21 protein-coding genes and 1 other RNA gene are annotated in these 22,287 nt (G+C 60.9%); 12 read left to right on the forward strand and 10 right to left on the reverse strand.

Annotation, left to right across the window (positions count from 1 at the left end):
- The first annotated feature begins 51 nt into the window (after positions 1 to 51).
- The 5 genes from rho (at position 52) to ACIOWA_RS16995 (ending at position 6,727) form a co-directional block, all read left to right on the forward strand.
- Positions 52 to 1,251: a transcription termination factor Rho gene (rho, locus tag ACIOWA_RS16975; RefSeq protein WP_401160856.1), complete on the forward strand. Its 1,200-nt coding sequence runs from the start codon at positions 52 to 54 to the stop codon at positions 1,249 to 1,251.
- A 140-nt stretch (positions 1,252 to 1,391) separates the two neighbouring features.
- Positions 1,392 to 3,347, forward strand: a complete 1,956-nt coding sequence (locus ACIOWA_RS16980) for an acyltransferase family protein (protein WP_401160858.1) — start codon at positions 1,392 to 1,394, stop codon at positions 3,345 to 3,347.
- An 80-nt stretch (positions 3,348 to 3,427) separates the two neighbouring features.
- A complete protein-coding gene (gene ubiD, locus ACIOWA_RS16985) occupies positions 3,428 to 4,894 on the forward strand; it encodes a 4-hydroxy-3-polyprenylbenzoate decarboxylase (RefSeq protein WP_401160860.1) in 1,467 nt (488 codons plus the stop codon).
- A complete protein-coding gene (locus ACIOWA_RS16990; RefSeq protein ID WP_401160862.1) occupies positions 4,894 to 5,862 on the forward strand; it encodes a CDP-6-deoxy-delta-3,4-glucoseen reductase in 969 nt (322 codons plus the stop codon). Before ubiD ends, ACIOWA_RS16990 begins: the two co-directional genes overlap by 1 nt.
- 196 nt (positions 5,863 to 6,058) lie before the next feature.
- Entirely contained in the window at positions 6,059 to 6,727 is a 669-nt protein-coding gene (locus ACIOWA_RS16995) for a gamma-glutamylcyclotransferase (protein ID WP_339430443.1), read from the forward strand.
- On the opposite strand, the gene glpT is transcribed toward ACIOWA_RS16995, so the two are convergent.
- A complete protein-coding gene (glpT, locus tag ACIOWA_RS17000; RefSeq protein ID WP_339430442.1) occupies positions 6,703 to 8,052 on the reverse strand; it encodes a glycerol-3-phosphate transporter in 1,350 nt (449 codons plus the stop codon). The two genes, ACIOWA_RS16995 and glpT, sit on opposite strands and share 25 nt — an antisense overlap.
- Before the next feature lie 226 nt (positions 8,053 to 8,278).
- Between glpT and ACIOWA_RS17005 the strand changes: the two genes are divergently transcribed.
- A complete protein-coding gene (locus tag ACIOWA_RS17005; protein ID WP_401160895.1) occupies positions 8,279 to 8,908 on the forward strand; it encodes a flagellar basal body-associated protein FliL in 630 nt (209 codons plus the stop codon).
- A gap of 17 nt (positions 8,909 to 8,925) precedes the next feature.
- On the opposite strand, the gene ACIOWA_RS17010 is transcribed toward ACIOWA_RS17005, so the two are convergent.
- Complete coding sequence (locus ACIOWA_RS17010) at positions 8,926 to 9,903, reverse strand: NADPH:quinone oxidoreductase family protein (protein WP_401160865.1); 978 nt, start codon at positions 9,901 to 9,903, stop codon at positions 8,926 to 8,928.
- 150 nt (positions 9,904 to 10,053) lie between these two features.
- On the opposite strand from ACIOWA_RS17010, the gene ACIOWA_RS17015 reads away from it, so the two are divergent.
- Entirely contained in the window at positions 10,054 to 10,461 is a 408-nt protein-coding gene (locus ACIOWA_RS17015) for a flagellar basal body-associated protein FliL (RefSeq protein WP_221730796.1), read from the forward strand.
- 19 nt (positions 10,462 to 10,480) lie between these two features.
- Here the strand turns inward: ACIOWA_RS17015 and ACIOWA_RS17020 are convergent, their stop codons facing one another.
- The 4 genes from ACIOWA_RS17020 to ACIOWA_RS17035 all read right to left on the reverse strand — a co-directional run bounded on the left by ACIOWA_RS17020 (position 10,481) and on the right by ACIOWA_RS17035 (position 15,856).
- A complete protein-coding gene (locus ACIOWA_RS17020) occupies positions 10,481 to 11,599 on the reverse strand; it encodes an ABC transporter permease (RefSeq protein WP_339430441.1) in 1,119 nt (372 codons plus the stop codon).
- The gene (rbbA, locus tag ACIOWA_RS17025; protein ID WP_401160867.1) at positions 11,599 to 14,322 is read right to left on the reverse strand and encodes a ribosome-associated ATPase/putative transporter RbbA; all 2,724 of its coding nucleotides are present in this window, start codon (positions 14,320 to 14,322) and stop codon (positions 11,599 to 11,601) included. Before rbbA ends, ACIOWA_RS17020 begins: the two co-directional genes overlap by 1 nt.
- The gene (locus tag ACIOWA_RS17030; protein ID WP_339430439.1) at positions 14,319 to 15,284 is read right to left on the reverse strand and encodes an efflux RND transporter periplasmic adaptor subunit; all 966 of its coding nucleotides are present in this window, start codon (positions 15,282 to 15,284) and stop codon (positions 14,319 to 14,321) included. Before ACIOWA_RS17030 ends, rbbA begins: the two co-directional genes overlap by 4 nt.
- A 122-nt stretch (positions 15,285 to 15,406) precedes the next feature.
- A complete protein-coding gene (locus tag ACIOWA_RS17035) occupies positions 15,407 to 15,856 on the reverse strand; it encodes an EVE domain-containing protein (RefSeq protein ID WP_339430438.1) in 450 nt (149 codons plus the stop codon).
- 197 nt (positions 15,857 to 16,053) lie between these two features.
- Between ACIOWA_RS17035 and ACIOWA_RS17040 the strand changes: the two genes are divergently transcribed.
- Positions 16,054 to 16,209: a hypothetical protein gene (locus ACIOWA_RS17040; protein WP_339430437.1), complete on the forward strand. Its 156-nt coding sequence runs from the start codon at positions 16,054 to 16,056 to the stop codon at positions 16,207 to 16,209.
- 34 nt (positions 16,210 to 16,243) lie between these two features.
- Here the strand turns inward: ACIOWA_RS17040 and ACIOWA_RS17045 are convergent, their stop codons facing one another.
- The 4 genes from ACIOWA_RS17045 to ACIOWA_RS17060 form a co-directional block, all read right to left on the reverse strand.
- On the reverse strand, positions 16,244 to 16,849 hold the full coding sequence (locus ACIOWA_RS17045; RefSeq protein ID WP_401160870.1) for a 5-formyltetrahydrofolate cyclo-ligase: 606 nt from the start codon (positions 16,847 to 16,849) through the stop codon (positions 16,244 to 16,246).
- A 79-nt stretch (positions 16,850 to 16,928) separates the two neighbouring features.
- Positions 16,929 to 17,107, reverse strand: a non-coding RNA gene (gene ssrS, locus ACIOWA_RS17050) — 6S RNA.
- Between the two features lie 30 nt (positions 17,108 to 17,137).
- Positions 17,138 to 17,455: a cell division protein ZapA gene (locus tag ACIOWA_RS17055; protein ID WP_339430435.1), complete on the reverse strand. Its 318-nt coding sequence runs from the start codon at positions 17,453 to 17,455 to the stop codon at positions 17,138 to 17,140.
- Positions 17,452 to 17,661: a TIGR02449 family protein gene (locus ACIOWA_RS17060; protein ID WP_221730788.1), complete on the reverse strand. Its 210-nt coding sequence runs from the start codon at positions 17,659 to 17,661 to the stop codon at positions 17,452 to 17,454. Before ACIOWA_RS17060 ends, ACIOWA_RS17055 begins: the two co-directional genes overlap by 4 nt.
- A gap of 129 nt (positions 17,662 to 17,790) precedes the next feature.
- On the opposite strand from ACIOWA_RS17060, the gene ACIOWA_RS17065 reads away from it, so the two are divergent.
- From ACIOWA_RS17065 to ACIOWA_RS17080, 4 genes are all read left to right on the forward strand, one after another.
- Complete coding sequence (locus tag ACIOWA_RS17065; protein WP_221730787.1) at positions 17,791 to 18,351, forward strand: YecA family protein; 561 nt, start codon at positions 17,791 to 17,793, stop codon at positions 18,349 to 18,351.
- Between the two features lie 27 nt (positions 18,352 to 18,378).
- The gene (gene pepP / locus ACIOWA_RS17070) at positions 18,379 to 19,713 is read left to right on the forward strand and encodes a Xaa-Pro aminopeptidase (protein WP_339430434.1); all 1,335 of its coding nucleotides are present in this window, start codon (positions 18,379 to 18,381) and stop codon (positions 19,711 to 19,713) included.
- Positions 19,710 to 20,897 (forward strand): 2-octaprenyl-6-methoxyphenyl hydroxylase, encoded by a 1,188-nt coding sequence (gene ubiH / locus ACIOWA_RS17075; RefSeq protein WP_401160873.1) that lies wholly within the window; start codon positions 19,710 to 19,712, stop codon positions 20,895 to 20,897. Before pepP ends, ubiH begins: the two co-directional genes overlap by 4 nt.
- Before the next feature lie 109 nt (positions 20,898 to 21,006).
- Positions 21,007 to 22,224: a 2-octaprenyl-3-methyl-6-methoxy-1,4-benzoquinol hydroxylase gene (locus ACIOWA_RS17080; protein WP_401160897.1), complete on the forward strand. Its 1,218-nt coding sequence runs from the start codon at positions 21,007 to 21,009 to the stop codon at positions 22,222 to 22,224.
- Positions 22,225 to 22,287: the final 63 nt, after the last annotated feature.

Consider the following 22,287-nt stretch of genomic DNA (forward strand, 5'->3'; position numbering starts at 1 on the left):
CGTCCGCACCTCCATATATTATATCCCCAACTGCTCCAATTGGCCGAACAGATGGGCATAGAAAATTTGGCCCGTTCGCGCAAGCAGGACGTGATTTTCTCCCTGCTCAAAAAGCACGCGAAAAGCGGCGAGGAAATCTCCGGTGATGGCGTGCTGGAGATTCTCCAGGACGGCTTCGGCTTCCTGCGCTCCGCTGACGCCTCCTATCTCGCCGGCCCAGACGATATTTACGTCTCGCCGAGCCAGATCCGCCGCTTCAACTTGCGCACCGGTGACACCATCGTTGGCAAGATCCGCCCTCCGAAAGAAGGCGAGCGGTATTTCGCTCTGCTCAAGGTCGACACGATCAACTTCGATCGTCCAGAGAACGCGAAAAACAAGATTCTCTTCGAGAACCTGACCCCGCTGTTCCCGACCGTGCGCATGAAGATGGAAGCCGGTAACGGTTCCACCGAAGACCTGACCGGTCGTGTGATCGACCTGTGCGCGCCGATCGGCAAAGGCCAGCGTGGTCTGATCGTGGCACCGCCGAAAGCCGGCAAGACGATCATGCTGCAAAACATCGCAGCGAACATCGCCCGTAACAACCCTGAAGTTCACCTGATCGTATTGCTGATCGACGAACGTCCGGAAGAAGTGACCGAAATGCAGCGCACCGTGCGCGGCGAAGTGGTTGCCTCGACCTTCGACGAGCCGCCGACCCGTCACGTCCAGGTGGCCGAAATGGTGATCGAGAAGGCCAAGCGCCTGGTCGAGCACAAGAAAGACGTGGTGATCCTGCTCGACTCCATCACCCGTCTGGCCCGCGCCTACAACACCGTGATCCCGAGCTCCGGCAAGGTGCTGACCGGTGGTGTTGACGCCCACGCCCTGGAGAAACCGAAGCGTTTCTTCGGTGCTGCGCGCAACATCGAAGAAGGCGGCTCGCTGACCATTATCGCCACCGCACTGGTTGAAACCGGTTCGAAGATGGACGAAGTGATCTACGAAGAGTTCAAAGGTACCGGCAACATGGAACTGCCGCTGGATCGCAAGATTGCGGAAAAGCGCGTGTTCCCTGCGATCAACATCAACCGCTCCGGCACCCGCCGCGAAGAGTTGCTGACCGCCGACGACGAACTGCAGCGTATGTGGATCCTGCGCAAACTGCTGCACCCGATGGACGAAGTGGCTGCCATCGAGTTCCTGATCGACAAGCTGAAAACGACCAAGACCAACGACGAGTTCTTCTTGTCGATGAAGCGCAAGTAAGACGAAGCTGTTTAAAAAGAGCGCTCCCGGAAGGGGGCGTTTTTTTTTGCGCTGGATTATCGGTGTACGGGATTGAATTTTACGCGGCTGATAACGGTCTCCCTTTCTGGGTTTGTATCCAAAACAAAGAAAGGGCTTTCATGCATACGTTTGGCAATCGCCGTGATATCGACGGATTACGGGCTCTGGCGGTTATTCCCGTCGTACTGTTTCATTTCGGATTCAATACATTCAGTGGCGGCTTTGTCGGGGTTGACGTCTTTTTCGTCATTTCCGGCTTCCTGATCACGACTATCCTGTTCCGCGAAATCAGCGCTCAGCGCTTCAGCTTCATCGATTTCTGGGCGCGCCGTGCCCGCCGCATCATTCCTGCCCTGACCGTGGTCATGCTGGTGACGCTGGCGCTGGGCTGGTTGCTGCTGACGGCCAAGGACTTCTCCGAGCTGGGCCGAACGGTGCGCTATCAGTCTCTGTTCATCTCCAACATTCTGTTCATGCGTGAGGACGGCTACTTCCAGCCCGCCTCTGATCTCAAACCGCTGCTGCATACCTGGTCGCTGGCGGTGGAAGAGCAGTACTACATCTTCTTTCCACTGCTGATGGCCGTGCTGATCCGCTATGTCCGGCATTGGCGCTGGATGTTGTTCGCGGTGCTGTTGGTGTCGTTTGGCTTGAACATCACCTACATCGAACAAAAGCCGGACTTCGCGTTCTTCTCACTGCCGACTCGCGCTTGGGAGTTGTTGTGCGGCGCGATGCTCGCGGTGATGCCAGCGCCCAAACATGCTGTGCGTCCCTGGCTGTATCAGACAGTGGGTCTCGCCGGTCTGGCAGCGGTTTTGGGCGCGGTGTTCACCTTTGACAAGGCCACGGTTTTCCCGGGCTGGGCGGCGTTGTTGCCGGTGCTGGGCACAACGGCGTTGATCTGGTCGGGCGCGCAAGGGGCTAGTTGGACCGCACGGTTGTTGAGCCTGCCAGCATTGGTTTGGGTCGGGTTGCTCTCTTATTCCCTGTATCTGTGGCACTGGCCGGTGTATGTCTACGCCAACGCTATTTCGATCGACGGCATTCAGCCATTGGAGGCGATTGCCTGGATAGCCTTGGCGCTGGGCCTTGCGTGGCTGAGTTTGCGCTATGTCGAGTTGCCTTTGCGGGAAAAACGCCTGCTTGTCTCTCGCAATGCGGTGCTGGCGGGAGGTTTTGCGGCCATCGTTGTGCTCGTGGCAACGGGATCGGCGATCCGTTCGGCCGATGGTGTTCCTCAGCGCCTGACCGGTAAGGCGCTGGAGTACGCGCAGTCCCGTGAGTGGCATGCAGGGCAGATGAAATGCATGTTGGTCACCCAGGACAAGTCGCTGGACAAGGCCTGCCTGGTGGGTGGCAAGGCGAATGTCCCGGCCACTCAGTTGTTCTGGGGTGACAGCCATGCCGCCGCCTTGCTGCCGGCCATCGAGAGCAATGCCCGTCGCGAGGGGCGTCCGGTATGGCTGTACAGCATGAGCGCCTGTCCGCCGATTCTCAGTGATGACCCGCGTCAGCGCTGCAAGGATTTCAACGAACAGACCATGGAGCGGGTGCGCAGCCTTGGCATCAAGGATGTGGTACTGGCTTCCAACTGGAGCCTTTATGTGTACGGCCGCGAAGACGGTGACAAGAAGGTGCTGCTCAATTCACACGACGATACTGCCCAGGCCGAGCAACGCATGGCCGCTGCGCTGAAGGCGCGCGTGGCTGCGCTGCGAGAGGCGGGGGCGCAAGTCTGGTTGTTCAAGGAAGTGCCGCTGCAGCGCAAAGGCAGCATCAATCGACTGACCAGCCTGGCGCGGATTGGGCGTTCGACCGAGGGGCTTGGTCGTCCGCTGGAGGAGCATCTGGCGCGCCAGCATTTCATCGGTGCCTTGTTCAACGCCATGAGTGCCGCCGACCCAGGGGTGCATGTGATCGATCCAACGCCGCTGATGTGCGCAAGCGGCATCTGCAGCATTGAGGTCAACGGCCACTCCCAGTACAAGGATGAGGATCACCTGTCTGATGTGGGCAGCGCCAGACTGAGTCCCCTGTTTGCGCCATTGCTGCTGGGTACGAGCCACAATTGAGCGATGCCAGACGCTGACGGGCTGCTGTTTGCCCGTCAGAGCAGGTAGGATGTACGCCTATTTTGAGGGTGCCATCGTCAATGAAATTCAAGGATCTTCGGGATTTCGTGCAGCAGCTTGAGCAGCGCGGAGAGTTGAAACGCATCCAGATTCCCGTCTCGCCGGTGCTGGAAATGACCGAGGTGTGCGACCGTACGCTACGGGCCAAGGGCCCGGCGCTGCTGTTCGAGAAACCCACCGGCTACGATATCCCGGTGCTCGGCAACCTGTTCGGCACCCCTGAGCGGGTGGCGATGGGCATGGGCGCCGAGTCGGTCAGCGAGCTGCGCGAAATCGGCAAGCTGCTGGCGTTCCTCAAGGAGCCGGAGCCACCGAAGGGCTTGAAAGACGCATGGTCGAAACTGCCGATCTTCCGCAAGATCATCTCGATGGCGCCGAAAGTCGTCAAAGACGCGGTGTGCCAGGAAGTGGTCATCGAAGGCGACGACGTCGACCTGGCCATGCTGCCCGTGCAAACCTGCTGGCCCGGCGATGTCGGCCCGCTGATCACCTGGGGCCTGACCGTCACCAAAGGCCCGAACAAGGACCGCCAGAACCTCGGCATCTACCGCCAACAAGTGATCGGCCGCAACAAGGTCATCATGCGTTGGCTCAGCCACCGTGGCGGCGCGCTGGATTACCGCGAATGGTGCGAGAAACACCCGGGCCAGCCGTTCCCGGTGTCCGTGGCCCTTGGCGCTGATCCGGCGACCATTCTCGGCGCCGTGACCCCCGTGCCGGACAGCCTCTCCGAATACGCTTTCGCCGGTCTGCTGCGTGGCAACCGCACTGAGTTGGTGAAGTGCCGCGGCAACGACCTGCAAGTGCCGGCCAGTGCCGAGATCATCCTTGAAGGCGTGATCCATCCCGGCGAGATGGCCGACGAAGGTCCGTATGGCGACCATACCGGCTACTACAACGAAGTCGACAGCTTCCCGGTGTTCACCGTCGAGCGCATCACCCACCGGGTCAAGCCGATCTACCACAGCACCTACACCGGCCGTCCGCCGGATGAACCGGCCATTCTCGGCGTGGCGCTGAACGAAGTGTTCGTGCCGATCCTGCAGAAGCAGTTCCCGGAGATCACCGACTTCTACTTGCCGCCCGAAGGCTGCTCGTACCGCATGGCCGTGGTGACGATGAAGAAGTCGTATCCGGGGCATGCCAAGCGCGTGATGCTCGGTGTCTGGTCGTTTTTGCGACAGTTCATGTACACCAAGTTCGTTATCGTCACCGACGACGATATCAACGCCCGGGACTGGAACGACGTGATCTGGGCCATCACCACGCGCATGGACCCCAAGCGCGACACGGTGATGATCGATAACACGCCGATCGACTACCTGGACTTCGCCTCGCCGGTCTCCGGCCTGGGTTCAAAAATGGGCCTGGATGCCACCCACAAGTGGCCGGGCGAAACCACTCGTGAGTGGGGCCGCGTGATCGTCAAGGACGACGCCGTCACTCAGCGGATCGATGCCATCTGGAATCAGTTAGGAATAGATTGATGCGTGTAACCCTGCAGCCCTCCGGAGCGGTGCTTGAGATACAGCCCGGTGAGCGGATTCTCGATGGAGCGCGGCGCCTGGGCTACGACTGCCCGCAAAGCTGCCGCAATGGTAATTGCCACGTGTGTGCGGCGCTGCTGGTGGAAGGCCGTGTCGAACAGGCCGGCAAGGTGCACGATCATGGCGAGTTCTACACTTGCATAGCCGAGCCGCTGGAAGACTGCGTCCTGTTGTGGGATGGCGTGCTCGCGCTGGGAGAGTTGCCGGTGCGCAGCCTGTCGTGTCAGGTCATCGAATGCCGGGACGTCGGTGGCGACACCTGGCGTGTGCGCCTGCGCGCGCCGGCCGGTAAACCGCCGCGCTATCACGCCGGACAATATTTGATGATCGAGCGCGAGAACGGCGAAAAATCGGCGTTCTCCATGGCCTCGGCACCGCACGGCGGACGTGATCTGGAAATCCACGTACTGGCGCGCGAAGCCAGTGCGTTGAGCCTGATCGAGCAACTGCAACGCAACGCGATGGTGCGCGTCGAGCTGCCAATGGGCGACACCCACCTCGCCGAACTGCCCGACGGGCCGCTGGTGTTGATCGCCGCCGGTACCGGCATGGGCCAGATTCACAGCTTGATCGAACATTGCCGCGCCAATGGCTTCAAGCATCCCGTGCATCTGTACTGGGGCGTGCGCCGTCCGGAAGATTTTTATGACATCGAACATTGGGACGAATGGCTGAAGCTGCCCAATCTGTTTCTGCACAAAGTCGTCAGCGACCAATGCGGCTGGGAAGGGCGCTGCGGGATGCTGCACGAGGCGGTCTGTGAAGACTTTCCGGATCTCAAGCCTCTGCACGTCTACGCCAGCGGCTCACCTGCCATGGTCTACGGCACGCTCGACGCTTTGGTCGAGGCGGGGATGGATGCCCATCAGATGCGCGCTGATGTGTTTGCCTACGCCCCACGTTCCTGAGTCGTTATAACTCGCTATATAGCTGATCGGTATTTATGCAATTGCATAAATACCGGTAGGTTATATATCCACCAGGCAATTAATTAAGAACCGTGCCATGGCACTTAAATTGCCTTTAAACATATGTGCCTTATTGTTTCAGCGGTGCGTTCTATTAAGTAATTCATCACCCGCGGGGAGCTGAACGCTATTCGCCATGAGCGCCATTGAAAACGCTTTTCTGAACCTGGCTTACCCTCCGCGGCTCGATCTTGGGCCGCCGCTGACGCACGAACAACTTCTCGCCTCCATGCAATCGACCATGGCGCGCCACAAGGGTGGGCCGGTGTGGCTGTTCGCCTACGGATCGTTGATCTGGCGGCCGGAATGCACAGCGGTGGAGCGCGTGCGCGGGCGTGTGCATGGCTACCATCGTGGCTTGTACCTGTGGTCGCACGAACACCGGGGTACGCCGGAAATGCCCGGATTGGTCTTTGGTCTGGATCGTGGCGGCTCGTGCAGCGGCTTCGCCTATCGGCTGCCGGAAGACAATCTCGACGCGGCGCTGTATGCGCTGTGGAAACGCGAGATGCCGTTCCCGTCTTATCGGCCACACTGGCTCAACTGCCGGCTCGAAGATGGCAGCCAGGTTCAGGCGCTGGGATTTGTTCTGGAGCGACACCTGCCCAGCTATGCCGGCAACTTGCCGGATCATGTGCTGAGCCAGGTGTTTGAAAGCGCTTGCGGACGTTACGGCACGACTCGTGATTATGTCGAGCAGACCGCCCACGCTCTGCGCAGCCACGCCATGCCAGACCGGAATCTGGAGGCGCGGCTCAAGCGCTGTCGATTAAAAGCCGATCAGGCGATGGCTTCGCGGCTCTGACTGGCGACTTGCTTGTGCCAGAGCGTTGGGGCCAGGAAGGCCATCGCCAACAGGCAAGCGCCGACCAGCAGGACGAAGCCGCCGTCCCAGCCGAAGTGGTCCACGGTGTAGCCCATCGCGGCACTGGCCGCGACCGACCCCCCCAGATAACCGAACAGACCGGTGAAGCCCGCAGCGGTACCGGCAGCTTTCTTCGGCGCCAGTTCCAGCGCCTGTAAGCCGATCAGCATCACCGGGCCGTAGATCAGGAAGCCGATCGAGAACAGGGCAATCATGTCGACGGTCGGGTTGCCGGCCGGGTTGAGCCAGTAAACCAGTGTCGCGACGGTCACCATCGCCATGAACACCATGCCGGTCAGGCCGCGGTTGCCACGGAAGATCTTGTCCGACATCCAGCCGCACAGCAGCGTGCCCGGAATACCGGCCCACTCGTAGAAAAAATAGGCCCACGAGGTTTTATCCACGGTGAAACCCTTGGCTTCCTTGAGGTAGGTCGGTGCCCAGTCGAGTACGCCGTAGCGCAGCAGGTAGACGAAGACGTTGGCCATGGCGATGTACCAGAGCATTTTGTTGCGCAGCACGTATTTGACGAAAATTTCCTTGGCGCTGAATTCGTCTTCGTGGCTGGAATCGTAGCCTTCCGGGTAATCGTTCTTGTACTTCTCGATCGGCGGCAGGCCGACCGATTGCGGGGTGTCGCGCATGGTAATGAAGGCAAACACCGCCACGCCCAGCGCTACCGCTGCCGGTACATAGAACGCAGCGTGCCAGTCGTTGAACAGGCCCATGCCGATCAGGAACAGCGGGCCGATCAGGCCACCGCCGACGTTGTGTGCCACGTTCCACACCGAGACCACGCCGCCGCGTTCCTTCTGCGACCACCAGTGCACCATGGTGCGTCCGCTCGGCGGCCACCCCATGCCCTGGGCCCAGCCGTTGATGAACAGAAGAATGAACATCATGGTCACGCTGGACGTCGCCCAAGGCGCGAAACCGAAAACGAACATCACCCCCGCCGACACCAGCAGGCCGAACGGCAGGAAGAAGCGCGGGTTGGAGCGGTCGGACACCAGGCCCATGAGGAACTTCGACAAGCCATACGCAATGGCAATCGCCGACATCGCCAGACCCAGATCGCCACGGCTGTAGCCTTCGTCGATCAGGTACGGCATGGCCAGGGAGAAGTTTTTGCGCAGCAGGTAATAACCCGCGTAGCCGATGAAAATACCGGCAAAGATCTGCCAGCGCAGGCGTCGGTAGGTACTGTCTATTTTTTCTTCAGGCAATGGAGCCTGATGTGCGGCAGGACGAAAGAAAGCAAACATTCAAGAGCTCCAGATTTCTTGTTTTGACTGCGGATGCGAATGTTACAGTTTCGTTACCGAAAATAGCACCGGTTCGCATTGGCAAAACAGCGGAAAATGTTGGAAGTCGCATGTTCTTTTACGAACCTGTCGCTCTGCTGTAAAAACAGGGCGTTTTTGTCGCGTCCAATACGTTGTGTCTTAGACTCGCCGTCAGTAACCCCCACTGCTTCAGCAGAGTTGAATGATGGCCCTGAAAATTCGCAGGTTGATGCCCAGATTGTTGGTCGCGGTCGCCCTCACCGTTTCGGTGCTGGCGCTGAGTTTCGCGCAGTACCCGGTTGCGCCGGGATTGCGCAACGTCACCGTGCTGATCGTTCGCCACGCCGAAAAGCCTGATGTGGGCAGACAACTCAATGCTCGAGGCGAGCAACGCGCGGTTGCCTATGCCGACTATTTCACCCCGCTGAAACTGGCGGGCGAAACACTCACGCCCCAGCGCCTGATCGCCGCCGGCGATACCGCTGAGAGTGCCCGCTCGCGCTTGACCCTGACCCCGCTGGCCGAGCGCCTGAAGTTACCCATCGAGCAGCCCTACGACAATGGCGACTTCGAGCAACTGGTCAAAACGCTGCGCAAGAACAATCAGGCACATACGGTGCTGATCGCCTGGCACCACGGGCATATCAACAAGTTGATCAAAGAGTTCGGTGGCGATGGGCCGGCGCTCACTGGCCAGGCAAAGTGGCCGGATAACGTCTACGACTGGCTCATCGTCCTGCGCTTCGATGACAAGGGCCGATTGATCCAGTCGCAAAGTCAGAAAATTCAGGAGCACCTGCTGCCGGGCGACCTTCAAGGCTCGACCGGCGACTGACGTCGGCGCAACAGCGTTTAGCGCACCTGCACCACCACCTTGCCCACCGCTTTTCGCTGGCCAAGATCATTGATTGCCTGCGCCGCATGGCTCAGCGGATACACCTGCGACACCAGCGGTTTCAGCTTGCCGTCGGCGAACCAGCCGAACAATTGCTGGAAATTCGCCGCGTTGTCTTGCGGCTGGCGCTGGGCGAAGGCGCCCCAGAACACGCCGACCACCGCTGCGCCCTTGAGCAGGGCGAGGTTGACCGGCAGCTCGGGAATGCGGCCGCTGGCGAAGCCGACGACCAAGAGGCGGCCGTTCCAGGCGATGGCGCGCACGGCTTGATCAAAGAGATCGCCGCCGACCGGGTCATAGATCACGTCAGCGCCTTGGCCGTCGGTGAGGCGTTTGATTTCGTCCTTGAGGCTGGTTTCGCTGTAGTTGATCAGTTCATCGGCGCCGGCTGCCTTGGCCACCGCGAGTTTTTCCGCGCTGCTGGCGGCGGCGATGACCCGGGCGCCCATGGCTTTGCCGATCTCGACAGCAGCCAGACCGACACCGCCGGAGGCACCGAGCACTAGCAGGGTTTCGCCCGGTTGCAGGTTGGCGCGTTGCTTGAGCGCATGCATCGAGGTGCCGTAGGTCATGCTGAACGCGGCGGCAGTGTTGAAGTCCATCGACGGCGGAATCGGCAGCACGTTGTAGCCCGGCACCGCCACTTGCTCGGCGAAACTGCCCCAGCCGGTCAGGGCCATGACCCGGTCGCCCACCTTCAGATGGCTGACCTTTTCACCGACGGCGCTGACCACGCCGGCCGCTTCACCGCCCGGGGAGAACGGGAAGGGCGGCTTGAATTGATATTTGCCCTCAATGATCAGCGTGTCCGGGAAGTTGACCCCGGCGGCGTGCACGTCCAGCAGGATTTCGTTCTTCTTGGCGACAGGACTGGCGACGTCTTCCAGCACCAGCGACTCGGCAGGGCCGAAGGCTTTGCACAGCACGGCTTTCATCAGGGCTATTCCTTTGGGAGTGATGGCCGATAAGTGTAGGTGTGTCAGTCAACGGGTCAACGAGCATACCCGGCCCTGATAGTCAGCCATAAGCTTGTGCTTGCGCGGCGGGTCGTTATGCTAGGCCGCAAACCGGATAAGGAGCGAAATGTGAAAGCGTGGATCATGTTGTTGCTGGCCCTGTCTCTGCCTGTGGCAGCGCTGGCCGAAGAAGCCAAAGAAGGTGAGGCGCCGAAGGTCAACTACATCACCCTGAGCCCGCCGTTCGTGGGCAACTACGGGTTGGACGGCACGCCGAAACTGAAGGTCTACAAGGCCGATGTGGCGCTGCGCGTAACGGGCGAAGAGGCGACCAAGCTGGTCAAGGCCAACGAGCCGCTGATCCGCAATCAACTGGTGGCACTGTTCGCCCAGCAAACCACCGAGGCGATGGGCAGCATCGATGGCAAGGAAAAACTGCGTCAGGAAGCGCTGAAGCAGACTCAGCAAGTGATGAATGACGAGACCGGTAAACCGGTGGTTGAGGATCTGTTGTTCAACAACCTGATCATTCAGTAAACCATCGCCTCGCCGCTGTTCAAGACGCCAGGCTCTTGCGGAATCGCAGCAGGGCAATGACGAAGAACAGCAGGCCGATGGCCGTCAGCGCCAGCAAGTCCGGCCAGACCACGCTCAGCCCGGCGTCGCGAAACAGTATCGCGGCGCTGAGGCTGACAAAATGCGTGGAGGGCGAACCCTGCATGACCCACTGCAACCACTGCGGCATGCTGTCCAGCGGCGTGCTGCCGCCCGACAGCAGTAACATCGGGATAATCACCGGAATGGCCAACAGGCCGAACTGTGGCGTCGAGCGCGCCAGCGTTGCCAGGAAGATGCCCAGCGCGGTACTGGCAAACAGATAAACCGCAGTCACCAGCAAAAACAGGCTCATCGAGCCCGACAAAGGCACGCCCAGTGCCCCTTTGACGACCACCTCCAGCGACAGCCAGGTGCACAGCACCACCACCAGCAGGTTGCTCCATATTTTCGCCAGCATGATTTCCATCGCCGTCAGCGGCAGCACCAGCAAGTGGTCGAGGGTGCCGTGTTCGCGTTCGCGCAGCAGTGCCGTGCCGGTCAGGATGATGGCCAGAATGGTGATGTTGTTGACGATCTGGATCACCGCCAGAAACCAGCCACCCTCAAGATTGGTGTTGAACAGGGCGCGACTGACCAGTTTCACCGGGGCTTTGGCCGCGGCCTCGCTCTGCCCGCCATAGGCCTGCAGTTCACGCTGGAATATCCGGCTGATGTAGCCGGCGCCCATGAACGCCTGGCTCATGGCCGTGGCGTCGACATTGACTTGAATGGCCGGTTGGCGTCCGGCGAGCAGATCGGTCTGAAAGCGCGCCGGGATGTTGATGACGAACGTGTACTGGCCGCTGTCCATGACCGGGTCCAGTTGCGCATAGGGCAGCAGCTCCGGTGTCTGGAACTCCGGCGGTTGCAACGCCTGAGCCAGTTGGCGCGAAAGGGCGCTGTGGTCTTCGTCGACGATGGCCACGCTGGCGTTGTGTACGCCGATCACCGAGCCGGCGGCGGGCATGTAGATCGCCACGGTGAAGGCGTAGAACAGGAACAGCAGCAACACGCTGTCGTGGCGCAGACTGGTCAGCTCTTTGAGTCCCAGGCGCAGGATGTGCGCAAACTTGTGCATCAAACCTCCTGCTTCTTCAGCATGACCAGGCTCAGCCCGGTGAACCCGACAAAGAATCCGAACAAGGCCAGGCATTGCGGCCAGAGCTGGCGCAGATTCAGCGCTTTGGTAAACGTGCCCACCGCGATGTCGAGGAAATGGCCGGCCGGAAACAGCATGCCCATGACCGCCGCCGCCCCTTCGAGCGAAGAGCGCGGCACGATCAGCCCGGAAAACTGGATGGTCGGCAGGCTGGTGATGATCATGGTGCCGAGGATCGCGGCGATTTGCGTGCGAGTGAAGGCCGAGATCAGCAGGCCCATGCTGGTGGTCGCCAACACGTACAGCAAACCACCGAACGCCAGGGTCAGCAGGCTGCCCTTGAACGGCACGCCGAACAGCCAGCGGTTCATCGCCACCAGCACGGCGAGGTTGACCAGACTGATCAGCAGATACGGTGCCTGTTTGCCCAACAGAAATTCCAGACGGGTCAGGGGCGTGGCGTAGAAGTTGGTGATCGACCCCAGCTCTTTCTCACGCACGATACCCAGCGCGGTCAGCATGGCCGGAATGAACGCCAGGATCAGCGCCATGACCCCGGGGCCGATGGCATTGACGCTGACCACATCCTGGTTGTAGCGAAAGCGGGTTTGCAGGCTGGCGGCCGGCGGGCGGCTCAACGCCGGACTGCTCTGTTCGGCCAATTGTTGAAGATTGGCCAGATGCACGGCTTCGACGTAGTTGCGGCTGGTTTCGGCGCGAAACGGCATGCCGCCATCCAGCCACGCCGCCACTTCGGGCTGGCGTCCGGCGTAGAGATCACGGCCGAAGCCGGGCGGGATCTCCAGCGCCAGTTTGATTTCCGAGCGTTGCAATCGTCGATGCAGCGCTTGAGCATCTTGAATGGCCGGCTGTTCCTTGAAGTAGCGCGAGCCGCGAAAGGCTTCCAGATAGGCCCGGCTCTGCGGCGTTTGATCCTGGTCATAAACGGCGAACGCGAGGTTTTCGACGTCCAGGGAGATCCCGTAGCCGAAAATCACCATCATGAAAATCGCCCCCGCCAGTGCAAACACCATGCGTACCTTGTCGCGCAGCAATTCCTTGCCTTCGCGACGTGCCACCGCCAACAAGCGACCGAGGCTCAAACCTTGCTGCTTGACCGGCTCAGTCGCGGCCGCTGGCGCCATTGGCGGTTCGGCAGCGGGGTGCGATTCGGCCTTGCCCTGGGCCTGTTCCAGGCAGGTCACGAAGGCCGCTTCCAGCGTGTCGCCGGCGAACTTTCGTTGCAGCGCGGCCGGCGTGTCGCAAGCCAATACTTTGCCCGCGTGCATCAGTGAGATGCGGTCGCAGCGCTGGGCTTCGTTCATGAAGTGGGTCGACAGGAAAATCGTCACGCCTTGATCGCGGGACAACTCGATCAGCAAACGCCAGAAGTCGTCGCGTGCTGCGGGGTCGACGCCTGAGGTCGGCTCATCGAGGATCAGCACTTCCGGGTGATGCAACACCGCCACCGCCAGCGAAAGGCGTTGCCGCAGCCCCAGAGGCAACGCGCCGGACGGCTGGTCAGCGACGTCGAGCAGATTGAAGCGCTGGATCAGCCCGTCAATGCGCTGCGCACTCTCGGTTTTGGGCAAGTCGAACAACCGGGCGTGCAGGTCGAGGTTCTGCCGCACACTGAGTTCGCCGTACAGCGAAAAGCTCTGGGACATGAACCCGACCCGCTTGCGCGTGCCCAGATCCTTGGCGTTCACCGGGTTGCCCAGCAGCGTCGCGCTGCCTTCGCTCGCCGGCATCAGCCCGGTCAGGACTTTCATGGTGGTGGTCTTGCCGCAGCCGTTGGAGCCGAGAAAGCCGAAAATCTCGCCGCGACCGATGGCGAAGCTGACGTGATCCACTGCCGTGAAGTCGCCGAAACGCAGGGTCAGGTCATGGGCTTCGATGGCGATGTCGGTGTTGCCCTCGGCGCGGGGCGCAATCACCAGCGGCTGAGCATCGTGATCGCTGTCACCCTGAAAATGCGTAAAGGCGTCATCGAGTTTGCCACTCGGGGTCACGGCTGCCAGTTCATGGCTCAGCCCGGTGGCGATCAACTTGCCGCCATCGAGCATCAGGCACTGTTCGAACTGTTCGGCTTCTTCCATGTAGGCCGTGGCCACCAGCAGGGTCAATTGCGGGCGCTGGCGTCGCACATCGTCGATCAGCTCCCAAAAGCGCCGGCGCGAGAGTGGATCGACGCCGGTGGTCGGCTCATCGAGGATCAGCAGATCCGGTTCATGAATCAGCGCGCAGCACAGCCCCAGCTTCTGCTTCATGCCGCCGGACAACTTGCCGGCCGGGCGATCGGCGAACTTCAGCAGATCCGTGGCGAGCAGCAGGTTGTGCATGCGTTGCTCGCTTTCGGCATTCGACAGGCCAAAGAGTGTGGCAAAGAACTGAATGTTCTCGGTGATCGACAGTTCGGGATACAAGTTGCCGCCCAGCCCCTGAGGCATGAAGGCGATGCGGGCATAGAGCGTGTTGCGATGGTGGCGATCCTGAATCGGGCCGCCCAGGACGTCCAGTTGGCCTTGTTGCAGGGCTTTCACGCCGGCGATCAGTCCCAGCAGACTGGATTTGCCCGCGCCATCAGGGCCGATCAGCCCGCAACGGGTGCCGACCGGCAGGCTGAAGGCAATGTCGCTCAACGCCTGCTGTTTACCGTAGCGGTGGACGATACCGGTCGCCTGAACCGCGCAGTTGCTCATTGCAAATTGGCCGGCCAGGCAATCGGCGCGGTGCGCACATAGCCGGCACCGGGCATGCCGGGTTTGGCCTGCGGCACGGCGCTGGGTTGCACCAGTTGCAGCTTGACGCGGAACACCAGTTTTTGCCGCTCGTCGCGGGTCTCGACCTCTTTTGGGGTGAACTGCGATTTGGCGGCAACGAAGCTGATTGTCGCGGGCAACGGCTTGTCTGGCAGGGCATCGAGCAGGACTCGCGCTTCATCGCCCACCGCCAGGCGCCCAGCCACGGAGGCTGACAGGTAAAGATTCATGTATTGGTCGTTAGGGTCGATCAACAACAACACCCGACCGCCAGCCCCCAGCACCTCGCCGGGCTCGGCCATGCGCAACTGGATCACTCCGTCGATGGGTGCGCGCAAGCTGCTGTCATCGATCTCACTGGTCAGTTGCGCCACTTGCGCCTGCGCCGCCCCGATCGCCGCCCCCACCGCAGACACTTGGGCCCGGGCTGCGTTGACGGCGGCGTTACCGGTGCCGATGCGTGATTGCAACTGATCGATGACCTGGGCGCTGACGTAACCGTGCTTGAACAGCGATTGGGATCGGCCAATCTCTTGCTGGGCCAGCAGCAACTCACTCTGGCGCAATTGCACATTGGCCTGCGCGGCGTTGAGGTTTTCCCGGGCGCGCAAGACTTCGGCTTCGGCCTGGTTGCGCTCGGCCTCGAGGGTGCGGGTGTCCATGCGGGCGAGCAATTGCCCTTTGCTGACCTTGTCGCCTTCATCGACCAGCACCTCGGCCAGGCGGCCGGGCGTCTTGCTGGCGATCTGCACCTCGGTGGCTTCCAGTCGTCCATTGCCCAGCGAAAGGCCTTCGGGCAGGCGGTTGCTCACCGAAAGCCAGTAACCGAAGCCACCCGCTCCCGCCAGCAGAACCAGGAGAGCCCCGGCGTATATGAGTGAAGATCGGCTGTGCGTTGACATGAGGGCATCCTGCGGCTATTGCGTCCAGTCTGACGGTTCAAGCGACGGCGTCGCTTGATGTCAATCAAATGAGCGCCAAGCCTAGCCCTTTTTGCAGGTAAAAAACGGTGACCGAAGAGTTATCAGCGTAATCCGAGTACCGCTGCCCATTGCTGGGCTGTGACGGGCATGACTGAAAGGCGACTGCCTTTTTGCACGAGTGGCATTTCGGCCAGCGCGGTCTGCTGCTTGAGGTAGTCCAGCTTCAAGACCCGGGCAAATGTTTCGACATGGGCGACATCAATCGCGCTCCAGGCGTTTTTCTCTGGTGTGGCCTTCGCGTCGAAGTAATGACTCTGCGGCTCCAGAGCCGTCGGATCGGGGTAGGCCGCTTGAATGATTTTGCCAATCCCGGCAATGCCCGGCTCAGGGCAACTGGAATGGTAGAAAAAGAACTCATCGCCCACTGCCATCGCCCGCAGGAAGTTGCGCGCCTGATAGTTGCGCACACCGTCCCAGCGCGCTTTGCCGAGTGTCTCCAGGCCTTTGATTGAGAGTTCGTCGGGCTCGGATTTCATCAGCCAATAGGCCATGTGTTTTTCTCCTGGCGGAATGGGTGGGCAAGTTGTCGGGCAATTTTATGACAAACCGACGGTCGGTTGACGTCAGCGTTTGCGCACAGGTTCACGTTGCCGCAAAATGCCGGCCTTTAAAGCTTGACGCTGCTGCACGGCCTACGAACGGAAACCGCTGCTGTCATCGTGATGAGGTGCCTTGAGGGGGGCAATCGATGAAACGCAAACCGGATTTGCTATGGACTTTGGTTATTTTGTTTGGCTTGGGCGTCGTGACCACCGGTTACGCGCAGAGCCTGTGGACCAACAAGACCGACGCACCAATCGAAGTCGCGCAACAGGTTCAACAGTCGACCGCGTTCAAACGCTGAACTGTCTTTTCGACGCCGCTGATCTGCGCGGCGTCTATCGCGCGAAATACCACGCCTTATCGGTGACCGTGCCTTGCAACGGTACATCCCAGCTCGCCTGCGCCAATCGTTCGACTTTCTGACATTCATGGGCCAGCCCCAGCAGCGTCGGCTTGCGCCAGTTCTGGCGCCGTGCCAGATACGCGAGGCTGCGATCATAGAAGCCGCCGCCCATCCCCAGTCGACCACCGACGTCGTCGAACCCCACCAGAGGCAATAACACCAGATCCAGTGTCCAGATCTTGCGCTGGCGAGCCAGATTGGCGCGCGGCTCGAGAATGCGGAAGCGATTGGGTTTGAGTTTTTCGCCGGGACGGATGCGTTGGAAAACCATTTTGGTGCGTGGCCAGGCGCTGAGCACCGGCAGGTAGGTAGCCTTGCCCCGGCGCTGCGCTTCACGCAGCAGCAAGCGTGGGTCGATTTCACCGTCGGTGGGCAGGTACAGGGAAATGTGTTTTGCCCGGCGAAAGTGCGGGTCTTGCGCCAGTTGCCGGAACAGCCCCTTGGCGGCCTGGCGTTGTTCGCCCGGTGTCAGTGAACGGCGTGCCTTGCGCAGCAGGCGGCGGAGTTGCGGGCGGGGCAGTAGCGCGGGTTCGGTCATGGTTCGGCTTCGGCAGGTTGGACGAAAACGTACGCATAAAAAATCCGATGTCGGCATTCACCGACATCGGATTCGAATCAGGCTCCCCGGATGAACCGCTGTCAACTTAGCCCTTGAACCCGAAAGTTCAAGGTGGAAGATGCAGTAGACTTTAAGGCTTTCCGTCTGGCGGACATGCACACCAGCCCAACGTGCAACTTCCAGGGTAGTGCGAATCGGCTCAGGGACATCGTCAACTGGCAAGCACCCCAGGGAGTGCGGCGAGTATACCTCAAGCGGCCTGGCGAATCAGCCTTTGCTGACGTCCGGATCTTCGGCCAGCACCAGATCGACACGATCGAGCAAGTCGCGTACCTGTTCACGGGTCGAGCCGCTGGCCTGAATATCCGGGCGCTCTTCTTTGTGCAAGAGATCGTGCGTGATGTTCAGCGCAGCCATCACGGCAATGCGGTCGGCACCGATGACTTTGCCGCTGCTGCGGATCTCGCGCATTTTGCCGTCCAGGTAGCGTGCGGCACTGACCAGATTGCTGCGTTCTTCCTGCGGGCAGATGATCGAATACTCTTTGTCGAGGATCTGCACGGTAACGCTATTGCTTGAACTCATGAGTCTTGCTCCAGGGCCTTGAGGCGCGAAATCATCGATTCGACCTTACGCCGGGCGATTTCGTTTTTTTCAATGAGATGAGCGCGTTCCTCGCGCCAGGTCTTTTCCTGAGCAAGTAAGAGTGTATTTTGACTCTTTAGTTGCTCGACTCGGGTAATCAGTCTTTCGAGTCTGGCCATCAGCGCTTGCAGGTCGGTGTCTTCCATTGGGGTTCACTGAGTTCGTGTCTGACGGGAGGTGACAGCCGGACAGCCTTTAATAGTCTTGGCGAGTCTGTCGATGTAGGATACAAGGCCTTCATTCTAGACATAGCGCCGTCTGGCGCCTAGCTGCCCATGACCATTGCCAATTCCCCGTACCAAGCTTTTGCCACCCTGCTGACTGCCAGCGGCCACAACGTCTCGCCTGCCGAACTGCATGGCCTGCTGCTCGGACGCAGTTGCGCCGGTGCCGGCTTCAATGCCGAAGAGTGGCTGATCGATGCCGCCGAACTGCTGGAAAGCGAGCCCCAGGACAACGTCCGCAACGCCCTGATCGGCCTGCAAGAGATGGTCAAGGGTGAGTTGACCGGCGACGACGTGACGGTCGTTCTGCTGCTGCCAACCGACGATGCCCCACTCGCTGACCGCGCTGCTGCACTGGGCCAATGGTGCCAGGGTTTCCTCAGCGGTTTCGGCCTCAACTGCCGCGACAGCAGCATGCTCAGCACTGAAGCCACCGAAGTGCTGCAGGATCTGGCAGCGATTTCCCAGGTGCAAGATGCCCTGGAAGAATCCGAAGACGGCGAGACCGACTACATGGAAGTCATGGAGTATCTGCGCGTCGCGCCGCTGCTGCTGTTCTCGGAAACCAAGAAAGCCGATGTGCCGCCAGCCGCCAAGCCGTCGCTGCATTAATCGCGATCCAGGGAAGACCATCTGCCCATGACCCATATCCCGAAAGCGGAATACAGCCGTCGCCGCAAGGCCCTGATGGCGCAGATGGAACCCAACAGCATCGCGATCCTGCCCGCCGCCGCAGTTGCCATCCGCAACCGCGACGTCGAGCACGTCTACCGTCAGGACAGCGATTTCCAATACCTCAGCGGGTTTCCCGAACCTCAGGCCGTGATCGTCCTGATGCCCGGCCGCGAGCATGGCGAATACCTGCTGTTCTGCCGTGAGCGCAACGCCGAACGCGAATTGTGGGACGGCTTGCGCGCCGGTCAGGAAGGCGCGATCCGCGACTTCGGTGCCGACGACGCTTTCCCGATCACCGACATCGACGACATCCTGCCGGGCCTGATCGAAGGCCGCGACCGGGTGTATTCGGCGATGGGCAGCAACCCTGAATTCGATCGGCACCTGATGGACTGGATCAACGTGATCCGCTCCAAAGCGCACCTCGGCGCCCAGCCGCCGAACGAATTCGTTGCTTTGGATCATCTGCTGCACGACATGCGCCTGTATAAATCGGCGGCAGAAGTGAAGGTGATGCGCGAAGCGGCACGAATCTCGGCCCAGGCGCACATTCGCGCGATGCAGGCCAGCCGCGCCGGGCTCTACGAGTACAGCCTCGAAGCCGAACTGGATTACGAATTTCGCAAGGGCGGGGCGAAGATGCCGGCCTACGGTTCGATCGTCGCCGCCGGACGCAACAGCTGCATCCTGCATTACCAGCAGAATGACGCGTTGCTCAAGGATGGCGATCTGGTGCTGATCGACGCCGGTTGCGAGATCGACTGCTATGCCAGCGACATCACCCGCACCTGGCCGGTCAACGGCAAGTTTTCGCCCGAGCAGAAAGCGATTTACGAACTGGTGCTGGCCTCCCAGGAAGCCGCCTTCGCCGAAATCGCCCCGAACAAGCACTGGAATCAGGCACACGAAGCCACGGTTCGGGTGATCACTACAGGTCTGGTGAAACTGGGTTTGCTGCAGGGCGAGGTTGACGAGTTGATCGCCAGCCAAGCCTATAAAGCCTTTTACATGCACCGCGCCGGCCACTGGCTGGGCATGGATGTGCACGACGTTGGCGAGTACAAGGTCGGCGGTGAATGGCGCGTGCTGGAAGTCGGCATGGCGCTGACCGTGGAGCCGGGCATCTACATCGCCCCGGACAATCAGAACGTAGCGAAGAAATGGCGTGGCATTGGCGTACGCATCGAGGACGACGTGGTAGTGACCAAGAGTGGCTGTGAAATCCTGACCCGCGGCGTACCGAAAACCGTCGCCGACATCGAAGCGCTGATGGCGCAAGCACGGACACACGCAGCATGAGTCGAGTCAATCTGGCAATCATCGGTGGCGGCCTGGTCGGTGCCAGTCTGGCATTGGCCCTGCAGGCCGGAGCCAAGGCCCGCGGCTGGAAAATTGTCCTGATCGAGCCGTTCGCCCCCGGCGACAGTTGGCAGCCAAGCTATGACGCGCGCTCGTCGGCGCTGTCCTTCGGCTCAAGACAGATTTATCAACGGCTGGGCGTTTGGCAGGAAATCTCCCGCCGCGCCGAGCCGATCAAACAGATTCATGTGTCTGACCGTGGGCGTTTCTCCACCGCGCGTTTGTCGGCGATGGAAGAGGGCGTGCCAGCGCTCGGGTACGTGGTGGAAAACGCCTGGCTCGGCCAGTGCCTGTGGCAGCACATAGATAAAGAAGTGATCAGTTGGCGCTGCCCGGCTGAAGTCACGCGGATGGAGCCGCTGCCCGACGGCTATCGCCTGACCCTCAACGATGAAACCACCCTTGAATGCGACCTCGCGGTGTTGGCCGATGGCGGTCGCTCGGGCCTGCGCGAGCAATTGGGTATCAACGTGCGCAAGCGTCCGTACAACCAGAGCGCGCTGATCGCCAACATCACTCCGAGCGAAGCGCACAACGGCATGGCCTTCGAGCGCTTCACCGACGAAGGCCCGATGGCACTGCTGCCGCTGCCGGAAAACCGCTGCGCACTGGTCTGGACTCGTCTGGGCATGGATGCGCAACGGCTGGCCGACCTGAGCGAGCGCGACTTCCTCAGTGAGTTGCAGGGCGTGTTCGGCTATCGCCTCGGCACCTTGAAGCAGGTCGGTGCACGACATTTGTATCCGCTGTCGCTGGTGGAGGCCGAAGAGCAGGTGCGCTCGCATCTGGCCGTGCTTGGCAACGCTGCGCACAGCCTGCATCCCATTGCCGGGCAAGGCTTCAACCTGTCATTGCGTGATGCCGATGCCCTGGCTTGCGCCTTGCTCGGCAGTGACAAACCGCTGGGCGACTTCGCCACGTTACAGGCGTACCGCGAGCGCCAGCGTCTGGATCAAGACCTGACGGTGGGTTTCTCCGATCAGGTCACGCGTTTGTTCGGCAGTTCCCAGCCTTTGGTGTCGTTAGGCCGCAACATCGGTTTGCTCGGCCTTGATCTGCTGCCCCCGGCCAAGCGCTGGTTTGCCCGTCAGGCCATGGGTTTGGGAACGCGTCCGGATGCTTGAGCGGCTGGCCGGCACTTTCACTTTCAGGATCGCGCCGCCAACTGGCGTGGTCGGTAAAACCCTTTACGTGCGGCTCAAGCCGCAAGCGAGACAGGCTTAAAGCATGGAAATGCGCGCAGATCTGCTGATTGTCGGAGCCGGAATGGTCGGCAGCGCTTTGGCGCTGGCGTTGCAGGACAGCGGGCTGGAAGTCCTGCTGCTCGACGGCAGCCCGCTGAGCGTCAAACCCTTCGATGCCGACGCGGCATTTGAACCGCGGGTGAGTGCGCTATCGGCCGCCAGCCAGCGAATTCTCGAACGCCTTGGCGTGTGGGACGGCATCGCCAAACGACGCAGCAGCCCTTACACCGACATGCATGTCTGGGACGGCAGCGGCACCGGGCAGATCCATTTTTCGGCGAGCAGCGTGCATGCCGATGTGCTTGGCCATATCGTCGAAAACAGCGTAGTGCAGGATGCCTTGCTCGACCGCTTGCATGACTGCGACCTGGGCATGTTGGCCAACGCCCGACTGGAGCAGATGCGCCGCTCGGGTGACGATTGGTTGCTGACCCTGGCAGATGGCCGTCAATTGCGCGCGCCGTTGGTGATCGCGGCCGATGGTGCCAACTCGGCGGTGCGCCGCCTGACAGGCGTGGCCACTCGCGAGTGGGATTACCTGCATCACGCCATCGTCACCAGCGTGCGCAGCAGCCAACCGCATCAGATGACCGCATGGCAGCGCTTTACCGATCACGGGCCGCTGGCATTTCTGCCGCTGGAGCGTGACGGGCAGCAGGATTGGTGCTCGATCGTGTGGTCGACCACGCCAAGTGAGGCCGAGCGTCTGATGGCGTTGGATCAGACAGATTTCTGCCGCGAGCTGGAACGCGCCTTTGAAGGTCGACTTGGCGACGTGATCAGTGCTGATCCACGCTTGTGCGTGCCGCTGCGTCAGCGTCACGCCAAGCGTTATGTGGCCGAAGGCCTGGCGCTGATCGGCGATGCCGCACACACCATTCACCCGTTGGCCGGGCAAGGCGTGAACCTGGGCTTTCTTGATGCGGCGGTGCTGGCTGAAGTCCTGTTGCAAGCGGCGGAGCGCGGCGAGCGTCTGGCCGATGTGAAAGTGCTGAGCCGTTACGAGCGTCGGCGCATGCCACACAATCTGGCGCTGATGGCGGCGATGGAAGGCTTTGAACGGTTGTTCCAGGCCGATCCGTTGCCGGTGCGCTGGTTGCGCAATGCCGGGTTGAAGCTGGTTGAACAGATGCCGGAGGCCAAGGCGCTGTTTGTACGTGAGGCCCTCGGCCTGACCGGTGATCTTCCGGCCCTCGCCAAGCCCTGAGATTTTCATTGAGGCTACTGCCCCCTTCGCGAGCTTGCTCGCGAAGGGGGCAGAACCGACAGC

Source organism: Pseudomonas sp. NPDC087614 (genome assembly GCF_044743485.1).
In the GTDB taxonomy this organism is placed as follows: Bacteria; Pseudomonadota; Gammaproteobacteria; order Pseudomonadales; family Pseudomonadaceae; genus Aquipseudomonas; species Aquipseudomonas baetica_A.